This is a genomic window from Baaleninema sp., from assembly GCF_049974805.1.
Lineage (GTDB): Bacteria > Cyanobacteriota > Cyanobacteriia > Cyanobacteriales > Geitlerinemataceae > Baaleninema.
Map to the genome: position 1 here is coordinate 1 of NZ_JBNGCO010000129.1, position 12,041 is coordinate 12,041.

The 12,041-nt window shown below is 50.5% G+C and carries 9 protein-coding genes and 1 pseudogene; 6 read left to right on the forward strand and 4 right to left on the reverse strand.

Features of this window, described 5'->3' with window-relative positions; translation table 11 throughout:
- Window positions 1–125 precede the first annotated feature (125 nt).
- Window positions 126–524: pseudogene (locus ACP5D4_RS18745) on the forward strand (transposase); the annotation flags it as partial.
- Window positions 525–762: 238 nt separating this feature from the next.
- Here the strand turns inward: ACP5D4_RS18745 and ACP5D4_RS18750 are convergent.
- The 3 genes from ACP5D4_RS18750 to ACP5D4_RS18760 form a co-directional block, all read right to left on the reverse strand.
- Complete coding sequence (locus ACP5D4_RS18750) at window positions 763–1,821, reverse strand: extracellular solute-binding protein (protein ID WP_428013139.1); 1,059 nt, start codon at window positions 1,819–1,821, stop codon at window positions 763–765.
- A gap of 108 nt (window positions 1,822–1,929) precedes the next feature.
- On the reverse strand, window positions 1,930–2,658 hold the full coding sequence (locus tag ACP5D4_RS18755) for a hypothetical protein (RefSeq protein WP_428013140.1): 729 nt from the start codon (window positions 2,656–2,658) through the stop codon (window positions 1,930–1,932).
- A 46-nt stretch (window positions 2,659–2,704) separates the two neighbouring features.
- Window positions 2,705–4,426, reverse strand: coding sequence for an extracellular solute-binding protein (locus tag ACP5D4_RS18760; protein WP_428013141.1), 1,722 nt, complete (start codon window positions 4,424–4,426; stop codon window positions 2,705–2,707).
- Window positions 4,427–4,704: 278 nt separating this feature from the next.
- Here ACP5D4_RS18760 and ACP5D4_RS18765 point away from each other — a divergent pair, with 278 nt between their 5' ends.
- The 5 genes from ACP5D4_RS18765 (at window position 4,705) to ACP5D4_RS18785 (ending at window position 11,263) form a co-directional block, all read left to right on the forward strand.
- Window positions 4,705–5,955, forward strand: coding sequence for an aspartate aminotransferase family protein (locus ACP5D4_RS18765; RefSeq protein WP_428013142.1), 1,251 nt, complete (start codon window positions 4,705–4,707; stop codon window positions 5,953–5,955).
- Between the two features lie 86 nt (window positions 5,956–6,041).
- Window positions 6,042–6,608, forward strand: coding sequence for a hypothetical protein (locus ACP5D4_RS18770; protein ID WP_428013143.1), 567 nt, complete (start codon window positions 6,042–6,044; stop codon window positions 6,606–6,608).
- Window positions 6,609–6,851: 243 nt separating this feature from the next.
- Entirely contained in the window at window positions 6,852–7,733 is an 882-nt protein-coding gene (locus ACP5D4_RS18775; RefSeq protein WP_428013144.1) for a class I SAM-dependent methyltransferase, read from the forward strand.
- Window positions 7,733–9,913, forward strand: a complete 2,181-nt coding sequence (locus ACP5D4_RS18780) for a hypothetical protein (RefSeq protein ID WP_428013145.1) — start codon at window positions 7,733–7,735, stop codon at window positions 9,911–9,913. Before ACP5D4_RS18775 ends, ACP5D4_RS18780 begins: the two co-directional genes overlap by 1 nt.
- A gap of 12 nt (window positions 9,914–9,925) precedes the next feature.
- Window positions 9,926–11,263: a glycosyltransferase family 2 protein gene (locus tag ACP5D4_RS18785; protein WP_428013146.1), complete on the forward strand. Its 1,338-nt coding sequence runs from the start codon at window positions 9,926–9,928 to the stop codon at window positions 11,261–11,263.
- A gap of 133 nt (window positions 11,264–11,396) precedes the next feature.
- Here the strand turns inward: ACP5D4_RS18785 and ACP5D4_RS18790 are convergent.
- Window positions 11,397–12,041: glycosyltransferase (locus tag ACP5D4_RS18790; RefSeq protein WP_428013147.1), on the reverse strand; the 645-nt coding region annotated here is incomplete at its 5' end.

Genomic DNA, 12,041 nt, shown 5'->3' on the forward strand with positions numbered 1-12,041 from the left:
CCATCTCGCCATCACCAGCGACGGCGAAAAAGTGGCTAATCCCCGCCATCCCCCCTTCGCCCCCCTTTCAAAGGGGGGCGAAGGGGGGATGCCTGAGACGCGCCCAGAAAGCTCTCTCTCGCAAGATGAAGGGTTCTCGGAATCGAGAGAAGGCGCGTCGTAAAGTTGCCAAGATTCACGAAGAAATTCGCGATTCGAGGAGCGACTACCTGCACAAGCTGACAACCCGCCTCGTTCGCGAAAACCAAACGATTGCGGTGGAATCCCCCCTAACCCCCCTTATTAAGGGGGGAACTAAAGGGGGGATAGGGATGGTGAGAAATCACAAACTCGCCAAACACATCTGGGATTGTGCGTGGGGAGAGTTTGTCAACCAACTGGACTATAAATGTCAGTGGTACGGGCGTACTCTCGTCAAGGTAGATAAATGGTTTCCGAATCCCCCCTAACCCCCCTTATTAAGGGGGGAACTAAAGGGGGGATGTTGCGGACACAAAGCCGATTCGATGGCGTTGGATGTCAGAGAGTGGACTTGTCCGAAATGTGGGACGGTTCACGACCGGGACATCAACGCCGCACAGAATCTTTTGGCGGTGGGACACACCGTTACAGCCTGTGAAGCGAGTGTAAGACTTGAAGGATCTCGATCCGGAGAGCAACTGCGAAAAACCCGTAAGGGAAGGAAGCAGGAACCCAAATCGCGAGGTTTGGGAATCACCGTCCTTCCTTCGGCGGTGAGGATGTCAACATCATCACCTTGCCTCAATTCGCTCGTTCCCACAATCGCTCGATTTCTATCAAGACTGAGGCTTCGGGGGGTTGGGTGGTTCGGGTTTGGAGATCGACTCGGGCGCCGGGGATGTTTTTTGTCCAGGGACTGTTGGGAATGGCTTCGAGGTCGATGTCGGGATTGGCGGGACGGAAGCCGTGTTGGACGAAAATCGCTTGCTGTTCGGGGGCGGTGAGGAAGTCGAGGAATTGGGTGGCGGCGTCGGTTTCTAAGGGCCCTAGGTGGCGGGTGACGATGGCTGCGGTGGATACGGTCTCGATCGAGGGATCGAGGTAGTAGATTTGATAGGGTTTCCCTTGGGTGGTTTGGGCTTGTTCCCAGCGATCGAGGGCGATGCTTTCATACACGGTCGCTACGTCCGCGTTGTTGGGGCCTCGGGTGATGAATTCTTGTAACAGGATGTCGGTCGATCGCGGCGGTTGGTAGATCGATCGCTTGACGAGGGCGAAGAGCGATCGAATTTCCGGTTGGTTCAGTTGCGTGGCGCTGGGGGCGTTCCCCAGTTGGGACTGCGCCCACAGCGTCATCGTCAGTTGGCCGCTGTTGGAACGAGTCGGATCGGTCATCAGGAAATCGAAACTTCCCCATTCGGCTTTTCCGCCGATGCTGTCCCAGGTTCCCGCTTTTGTTGCGGCTTCGAGACGGTTCCAGTCGAAGCGTCCGTCGGGAAACAAGACTGCGCCTCGTTCGGGCCAAGCGACCCCCACTAACAGGGTTTTGGCGATGGGACGCGGCCGTTCGTAAAAGACGGGGTCGCTGCTGCGGGCGGCCATGCGATCGCTCAGTTTGTCTAAAATTTCGCTGTTGGCGGGAATGACAACGGTGGGGTCGAAGTCGTTTTTCTCATCGACGTAGTTATTTACGATGTCTTGTGACCCTTGAAATTTCAGTTCGAGGTTGATATTGGGATACTCTCGCTCGAATTTTGGTTCGAGGGTTTCTAGGGTTTCTTGAAGTTCGGTTCCGCTGACGACGTAAATGGTTCGGCTTAAGCCGGGAATTGGGGCGTAAGTTAGCCCCAGGGAGGCCATCAGTACCCCGAACGAGGTTATCAATCTTTGGGGATAATCCATTTTTTTTTGAATTGACTAGAAATTACCCTTGACAAATTTAATTTTATGTGTTAATAGGCTTGTTTTTTAGGGTTTAGAAACTAAGACATCGACGTTTTCTTGAAAGAGTTGTAAGTCTTGACTGAGCGATCGCAATTCTTGTAACTGTTCGGAATCTTGTAAATCGGCGGTTCGCAGTTTATTTTGTAATTCTTGTAAAACGCCCGCCGATTCGGTAATGGCGGTAAATAAGGAAATCGCTTGGGCGTCGCGGGCGTCTTTTCCGGCTTGGGCGAGGTGGATATTGCGTTCTAAACTGGCGGCGAGTTGGCTGAGTTGTTGTTGGGCGACGCCGCGACGAGAGGCTTTTTTCGATCGAACTTCTCGTAACTGACGTTGCAATTCTTCGACTGACAGCAGGGAATCCGATCCTTGTAACCGACGGGAAAGTCGATCGATCTTTTCGGGGAGTTCCTGGGCGCGATCGCACGCATACTGAACCGCCGTTAACAACTCCATTTGCACCGTTCCCCCCGTCAGCAACCCTTCGGCTTCTTGTTGCAATTCGTCGGCTTTTGAGGCTAAATTAGCAGCCGAAACGCGCACAGTTTCCAACTCTCGGGCTAAATCCGGGTTCTCAACGGCAATTCCCTCCGGTTCTTGAGATTTGCGCCAGTAAGCTCCCACTAAAGAAACCACAGTGGCGGTGGGAACCATGACGATGCTGGAAACGTTCGCCAACCGCACGCCGAGAAATAAAACGACGCCTCCGGCGAGAATCGACATGGGATAATAAAACGGATTGGCGAGTTTCATATTTATAATCAAATTTATAATCAAAACTCGGGATAAAAACTCAGAACTAAAACTCGACTTGTAAATCGGCCATCAAGGCAGAAATGGTTTCCGGATCGCCTTTTCGGTAGTAACCGCCGTTGACTTCGGCGATTTGTTTTAACACACTTTCGTCGAACTCTCCTTCTTTACCATAACCGACGGTAAAAAAGGCGATGCGTTGGTCTGAAGAAAACCCGCTTTTTTGAAGTTCTCTTTCGAGTTGATTCAGTTGAATTTGCGACCCGGAATCTTCGCCGTCGGTGAGAATCAAAACAGCGTTGATGGCGTCTTGGCGAAGGTTTTCACTCAACCAGTTACGGGCGTAGAGGGCGGCGTCGTAAAGGCGCGTTCCACCGTTGGCTTGTAACGAGGTGATAAACTGCATTCCGCGATCGCGTCCTTCGGGGGTTCCGTCCGCCACCACGGGGGGTTTAATGTCGGAGTTGAAATTGATAAGGGCGATGCGTTCTTTGGGACCTAAATTTTCAATGTAGTTTCTCAGAGTGTTTTGAACGGCGGTGATTTTTCGTCCCGCCATCGACCCGGAGGAATCCACCACCACCGCCACTTGAGAGGCTTTTTTGGCGTAATCTTGCCAGCTTTGTAACATGGCTTCGACGACTTCCGGCGGTGGCGGGTTGTAAGAGTCGTAATTGGGGCTGGTTTGGACGCCGAATTCGGGGGAAAAGCGAGGTCCGAGGGGAACGCCGGGAACGCCGGGACGCAAGCCTAAATCCGTGGCGATCGATTGGGTTTCGGGCGATCGCAAATACTCGATAACGGCTTCGGCGGCGGCTTTTTCCTCCTCGCTAATCCAGGGGGCTTCGGCTAAAATTGCCCTCATGTTCGAGGTAAAAGTGGCTGGGGGATAAACGGCTTGGTAACGGACGCCGGAATTGGCGTCAGATCGTTCGCTGTTGGCGGCGATAACCGAGGATTCGTAAACTGACCCCACAGACGCCCAATAAGGACCGTTGGCCACCATCGCTTTGGACAGGGAACTGGTAGATTTACCGTAACGGGTGACTTTCTGTTGGATTTGCTGGACTTGGTCTTGATATTTCTGTACGTCGGCGATGGTGAGGTCTACGGGGCGTTTCCCCGAGACGCTGGCGAATTGGCTGACGAGGGTTTGTAAGCCGGAGTTCGATCGTGTGGGGGCGGTGTGAACGTAGGTGATGGGGAGGTTGGGGGCGTTGGAATTTAAGTCTTGGTGGTTTTTCGCCGTGACGAAGGCTTTGAAGGGGTCTTCGACGCTTTGCAAACTGTCGGCGATGGCCGCTTCCGCCATCAACACCATCGGACTATTCGCCAACATGGGGGCGTCGGGGATTTCGGGGATGTAGTCTTGACCGGGATAGAGGCGATCGATCTGATAGCGAAGTTGACTGTGATAAATTTCTCCATCGACGGAGAGAAGAACGGGAAATTGGGGATCTTCGGCTTGTATCGTGCCGTTTTTCAGTTGTTTGGCCAGGCTGAGAACCCGGTCTACCACGTCGCCGCTTCCGGCGGCTTCGCAGGTGATGTAATATTCCGTTCCGTCGTCGAGTTGGGGATTTTGGGCGTTATACTTGGCTGCGGCGCGATCGCAAAATTCATGCAAGGCACTACCCAACAGCAGTTTGACCTCGAAGCCTTGGTGTTGGGGCGTTCCGTTTCCGCCAATGTTGCTACAGCCACTCAAAACCCCCAAACTCAAAAGCAAGGCTAGACGTTGGGTCGAAAACCAAGGTGTCGATGACATGGGTTGTCGAAAACTGAAACAGTTGTAGTGGGATTTGACGGCGATCGACTCGAAGGGATGGCGTGGAATCGGTTCAACTCTTCTGATTCCATCATAGTGGGACAAATCCGAGGCTTGACTAAGAGAAGGTTAAGGACGGTTTTCGATTCCTTCTTGTCGATTGTCAACTCTCCATTACCAACTGGGCATCGAGAATCCCCGACGGTCGATCTAAGATGGAGTTTACGCTTGGGACGCAAGCCCAGACGACGAAATCGATCGCCAATAGGAGTAACATCGTGAGTCCAGAAACTACCCTCGACAAACCCACGACCCCCTTTAACCCGGAAACCTTCGATCGCTACGTGATGAAAACCTACGGACGGTTTCCCATCGCCCTGACGAAAGGGGAAGGCTGTCGGGTATGGGACGATCGAGGTCAGGAATATCTGGATTTCGTGGCCGGAATTGCTACCTGTACCCTGGGACACGCGCATCCGGCGTTGGTGTCGGCGGTGACGCAGCAAATTCAAACCCTCCACCACGTCTCGAACCTCTACTACATTCCGCCGCAAGGAGACTTAGCCCAGTGGTTGGTAGAGCGTTCCTGTGCCGATCGCGCGTTTTTCTGCAATTCTGGGGCAGAAGCCAACGAAGGGGCGATTAAACTGGTTCGCAAGTACGCCCACACCGTTCGCAACCTTGAAAATCCGGTGATTCTCACGGCGAAAGCCAGTTTCCACGGCCGGACGATGGCCACGATTACCGCCACGGGACAGCCGAAATATCAGAAGAATTTCAGTCCCCTGGTGCCGGGTTTCGTTTACGTTCCTTATAACGATATCGAGGCGTTGGAAGCGACGATCGCGGAATTAGACGCCGAAAAACCCCAAGTTGCGGCGATTATGCTGGAAGCGTTGCAAGGGGAAGGGGGCGTCCGTCCGGGCGATCGCGATTATTTCCAACGGGTTCGCCAACTCTGCGATGAGAAAGGGATTTTACTGGTTCTCGACGAGGTGCAAGTGGGCGTTGGACGGACTGGGAAACTCTGGGGATACGAGAATTTGGGTATCGAACCGGACGTTTTCACCTGTGCGAAAGGTCTCGGCGGTGGAATTCCCATCGGGGCGTTGTTGTGTAAGTCCGCTTGCGATGTCTTGTCTCCCGGCGACCACGCCAGTACCTTCGGCGGAAACCCCTTCGCCTGTGCGGTGGCGTTGGCGGTCTGTCAAACTGTGGAACGGGAGAAGTTGGTGGAAAACGCCCGCGATCGCGGCGAACAGTTGCGGACGGGGTTACAGGCGATCGCCACCGATCGTTCCGATTTAATTGCGGAAGTTCGCGGTTGGGGATTGATTAACGGCTTGGTTCTTAAAGAAGAGAGTTCTGTGGTTTCGATCGATATCGTGAAAGCCGCGATGGAACGGGGTTTGTTGTTGGTTCCCGCCGGTCCCAAGGTGGTGCGTTTCGTTCCGCCGTTAATGGTCTCGGAATTGGAGATCGATCGAGCGATTGAAATGCTACGGGATTCGATCGCCTCGGTGGTTTAATTCCCTCAATTTTCTGTCACAGGACTGGGGGCAGCCTGGGCGCGATCGGTTATTTTGGACTCGTCAACTGTTCTTTGGTGAAACCGATGGTTTTGAGGAGTTGGACGCGAGCGATCGCTCTCGTCTTTGCCACTTTGCTCTCTTTCCTGGGCTTGAAATCCGCTAACGCACAAACTGAAGATTTTGTCAAGTCTTCTGCCGATTCCGAATCGCCGCGTATCGTTCAAAATTGCTATCATCCGGGGGAATACGCCCGAGTTTCGACGCGAAACACCGATTTAAACGTGCGACAGACGCCAGGGGGACGAATTATCGGTTCGATTCCCCGAGGTTGGGAAGTCATTGTCCGAGATACGGATCGATCGGGCCGTTGGGCCTTCGTCACCAGTCATTATGGTAGCGGAAGGGTCTATTTTGGCAATGCGCCGAATTTCAGCGACGGTTGGGTGTCTGTGGATTATCTGACGTTTTTGGGATCCTACTGCAACAAACCTTCGATGGGCGGACGACCGATGAATAATAAAGGGATGCCTCCGAAGTCTTATTATTTCATGGAATCTCAGTTAGAGACGTTGGTAGAACCCCAGCGATTTTCGGTGTACGAAGATTGGACGAATTTGGGCGATCGCATCTCGAAATCCTTGGACGATTGAAGCGTAGGTTGGGTGGAGCGAAGCGAAACCCAACTCAAGGTAAGGTTAGATTCAAAGGCTGGATTTAAAGGTTGAAAAAATACCACAAAATCGTAGGTTAGAAGGTAAGGTTGTATTTCAAGCTTAGATTCATCGGTTGGGCGGAGCGAAGCGAAACCCAACTTAGCCCAATTTTAAGGTTTAAAAACACCCCATATACACCAATTATCTCGAACATCAAGCTACCCTAAACACTCGTACTAAATGGATAGGAAAGAACGAATTTTACAACATCTCAAAAAAGACGGATTTGGCTTAGAAATCGGCGCGAGTTACAATCCCATCGCTCCCAAACGAGAAGGATACAACGTTGAAATTGTAGACCATCTTCCTCGAGAAAAACTGGTGGAGAAGTATCGAAATCAAGGAATCGATACTCGTACCATTGAAGAAGTCGATTACGTTTGGACCGGGGGTTCTTACGTCGAACTTATTCAAAAACCCAAGTTTTACGATTGGATTATTGCCTCCCACGTCATCGAACATACGACCGATTTGATTGGCTTTTTAAACGATTGCAACGAACTGTTGAAAGACGACGGTATTTTATCGTTAGTCGTTCCCGATTATCGGTACTGTTTCGACTGCATGAGAGCGAGAACCAGCATTTCTGAGATTATTGACGCTCATCTTTATAAGCCGAAACGACATACCCTTGGCAGTGTCATTGATTACCATATTAATTTGGTGTCAAAGGGAAATCAGATTGGCTGGTTAAAAGGACACAATGGAAAGTTCAAACCCCTGTTTTCGCAGCAACAAATTTTCGAGACGATTCAACAACACCAAAACAGCCAAGACTACATCGACGTTCATGCTTGGTGTTTTACACCACATTCGTTTCGGTTGATAATTCAAGACCTCTATAGTTTGGGATTTATCCAACTGAAGGAGTTTTCGTTTTTGCCCACGAGCGGCTTTGAGTTTTACGTAACTTTAAGCCGAAACGGACGCGGTTTGTCCTGCGATCGATTAACGGTTTTAGAGAAAATCCAATGGGAACTTGCCGAAATTATCGAAATTTCTAAAAACGCGCCAAATTCCACATCAAATAAAAAATCAACCGATAACTTCGCCTGTTTTTGATGTCCTCTCAACTCCACAAAATTCTCACTGTCGCCGCCAGGGTTCCGGGGAATCGCCAACGATTTTTCGAGGCGGGACTTCTCGAAATTAAAACCGGACAACTCGTCGAAAATTGGCGAGAGCATTTCCCCAATCTCCAACCCATCGATAAAGCGGAAATTCGCAATTCTCCCGGTTTGTTTCTCGCTAACGCCTCGGATGTGGTGTATCGGGGAACGACTAGCGGGAGTCGGGGACAAGTTTTGACCTATTTTGCGGGGGAGGAGTGGAATCGCCTTCGCGTCGCGGCGAGAATGCGATCGCTACGGTGGTGGGGAATCGACGACAGCATCCCCATCGTCAACGTCGCTAGTCGTTTACAGCCAATTCGTTCGGTAGATGTGACGCTGGCGGGAGAGATTGATGAGAGGTTTTTACAACGGTTGTTGGAGGTGTTGTCGGTGCGTCCGGCGGTGGTGCGGGGATACCCCAGTCGTTTGTGTGAGGTGGCGTCGCGACTTTACGGAAAATCTCTTCCTAATGTTTTGGGGGTTATCGTTACTGGAGAAGGCTGGTTTGAATTTCAGAAATCCCTGTTGGAACGGGTTTTTGATGCGCCTTTTATTGATGAATACGGCTGTCAAGAAACGGGGATTTCTGGGTTGACTTGTCCGGAGGCGAATCGGTTACATTTAGATGTCGATCGCTGTTTGTATGAGGTCATCGACGGACAGTTAGTTACGACGGATTTGTACAATTTTACGATGCCGATGGTTCGGTATTGTTGCGGGGATGTGGTGGAATTGGACGAGACGCCGTGTTCTTGCGGACGAGAGGGATTGACGGCGACGGTTTGCGGACGAGTTGAGGATACAATCGCCACTTCTCGCGGACGAATGTTGTCGGGAAAGCTGCAACTTCCGCCGTTTCCGGAGATTTTGAACTATCAAGTGATTCGGCGAGAACATTCGATCGATCTTATTTTAAAGGACGTTGTTGAAAATTGGAGCGATCGCGATTTATACCCTCTCGAAAACTGGCTTCGTCAAACTTTTGGAAATCTCGAAATTCGCTATTTCGCACAACCGCCGTCATCTCCGGAAGTTCCGCCGCGAGAGGGGGTTTCGCAAACTGAGTGGATGTCTCAACTCACCTCGGGGTCTTGGGGAGATTTGTTCGATCGACCCCTTCCCGATGGTAAAATCACACTGGCGGCGAAACTCCTCAAACAGGCGATCGATCCCTCGATGATTTCGGGTTCGGGAATTTCTGAAGCCACGCGAAATTTAGCCATCGCTGTTTCCCAAACTCCCCAAACGGGAAATCCCGACATCGATCGCACCATCGGACGCATTTTGCTCTTTGCCAATACGGTTTTAGGTGCAGACAAATCCCTGTGCGATCGCGCTGTCGAAATCTTACGTGAAGCGGAAGGCGATCGATTTAGCGACCCGATTCAATTTGACCTATACCTATTATCATTATATCAGAAAACAGAGAAGTTGCCAAGGATTTTGAAATATCGCCCTTGTCGGATCGATCGATTCAACATCCATCACAGTTTATACGGATTCGAGCGTGCGATCGCCACCGCCAGAAACCGAAATTCTCCCCTCACGAAAAGTCTCAATCCCCTCCTTTCGATTTTCATCGCCGATCTCAACTTTTTCGCCTCGCGATTCCACACCGCCATTTTAGCCAGTTGGCGTGAATTCATTGAAAATCGGGAAATCTGGGAAATCTCGAGACTCACCGACGCCGATTCCTTTTTAACCGCTTGGCTGCAACTGAGGCGAGAGTTTTGGAAAAATGGGAAAAATCCCGACGTTTTAAACGCCGCGTTAACGCAACTCCGAGAAACCGCCAAAACTCCCCAAGAAACAGCAAAAGCCATTCTCGAAACCGGATATGCTAATGTATTGATGGGACACCCCCTCGATGCAGCGTTTTGGCTGTCGTCGGCGATGCAACAATCCCAAAACCTCGATCGAACCCTGGAAAAAGGCGAATTCGATCCTCTTCCCTGGAGTCCGATTTTACGAAATATCGCACAAGGGTTTTTAAATGGCGGAAAACCTGAACTCGCCTATCAATGTTTGTTGGCTTCCGCATCTCCCTCGTCGCGAGTTTCCGCCTTTGAACGGTTAGCCAAACAGTGCAACCGCAAACAATCGCCAATTTTCGAGATTCGCGATCGGTGAAACCTCTAAAAAATGCCCAAATCGACTTCTCAAATCGCTATCGTCGTCGAGTCAGAAACAGTTCTCGAAAATTCGATCGCTCTCCTCAACTCCCTACAGCAAAATTCCCAACTTCAAATATCTTTTATCTGGATACCGGGAAACCCCCGAAATTCGCCAATCTCTACCATCAAATCTAAAATTACACAGATTTCGCACCCATACCCTATTTCAATTGTTAACTCGAACGAGGAACTTGTCAACGCCCCTCTCGACGCGATCGCCTACATTCCCCACCACGCCAACCCCAACCCGACGTTACCGAAACTTCCCTCAACTTCCGAACCCTGGATTGTTCCCTGGCTTCCCTCCCTTGACTTTCCCCCGGAAACCGCCATCGCCAAATCGCCGCAACCCCTGGCGTGGATTGCAGACGCCACCTGGTTTCGCCGCCGTTTCGCCAACGCAGACATCGCCAACGCAGACATCCCAACGCTGTATCGCCTCGCCGAAGACTTCCCCGAATTAGCCTGGTATGGCGGCACATCGGCGACACCGCAACCCGACAATTTCCCCGACAAATTGCGGGTTTGCGCGATCGTGCCTCACTTGGGCTGCGAACCCTGGCTGTTTCAATGTCTGCATTCCCTCGTCCATCAAACTCGCCCTCTCGACGAGGTTGTGGTGGTAGACGACGCTTCGCCAACGCCGCCAGTCGAGATTGTCTCTCAGTTTCCCGCCGTGAAGTTGTTGCGATCGCCGAAACGGGTGGGGCCATATCGCCTAGTGCAACAGGTTATCGAGGAAACCGACGCCGATGCTTATTTATTTCAAGATGCTGACGACTTTTCCACGCGCGATCGCTTGGCGACACTTCTATATTTAATGTATAACCACAACGCCGATTTGGTGGGAACCCAGGAATTGCGAATTATGGAATCCCAGAAAACGGTAATTCCCGTCTGTTATCCCCTAGATGTTAACTTGGCTTTGGCGGAAAAACCGGGACATCCGTTAATTCACCCCAGTAGCTTACTGCGTCGAGATTTGGTGATGCAGTTGGGAGGTTTCGCCACGGGATTGAAATTTGGCGGAGATACTGAATTCTTGTTACGCGCGAATTTTCTCGCCAGAATCGTCAATACTTCCTCCTTTTTATATTGTCGCCGCAAACGTCCGAATTCTTTGACGACGACTCCCGAGACAGGATTAGACTCTCCGGCGAGAACTCAGTTATTACAACAGTTGAAATTTCGGGCGAGGCAAAACTTACACGCGAAGCAAAATGGGGAAATTTTAGATTTAACTCCGTTATCGGTTGCCCCAAGGCTGACGCTTTTTACCGCCCTGTCATCCCCCAAGTCAAATTAAAATAACGAGGATATGTTTTTTCTTTAAAATATATTGCAATTCTGAGTTTTTTGTGGTAAAAATTCTGTTAAAAGTTCATGCTCTCGATCGGATTGTCTTTCGAGATCTTCTAGATATTATTAGAAGAGATTCTCTAAAACCAAGTTTTGCGCTTGGGAATTTGCTTTAAAATTGCATTCCACGCCGAAACGACACTTTCAGATTCTCGCTGAATCGAATAGGTTTTGGAAATTACCAAACTGCGATCGCACAACCCTTGTAAATCTCGAGAATCTCCCGAAAATTTTTCAATCCAAGTTTCAACACGATCGACAACTGCTTTCAACTCTCCCGGTGGAAGTTGCATTTCTGGCGGTAAATATTCCGTCATCGGTTCGACGCCATACGCCACCACGAGACAGCCACTCGCCATCGCCTCTAACGGTAAAATTCCAAATCCTTCTTGCAAACTCAAGGAAACGAAAATCGCCGACTCTCGTAAAATCTTTACCACCTCGGCTTCAGACTTATCCTCAATCCAAACCCAATCCCAATTTGGCAGGGAATTCAACCCTTGCAAACTGCGCGATCGCAGCATTTGATATACCGACAAAATCTCGGAAACGTTCTTGTTCGGATTCGCTGCAATCTGCTTTCGTTTTTGCGACAGTTGGGAAAATTGAAAAGTATGGCGATCGATCCCACAGTAAACGCGAAATACTGGAAGGTTAGGATAACAAAACTCCAAAATTTCTCGATTGTGCTGCGAAACGGCGATCGCAGCGATTACATTCTCATC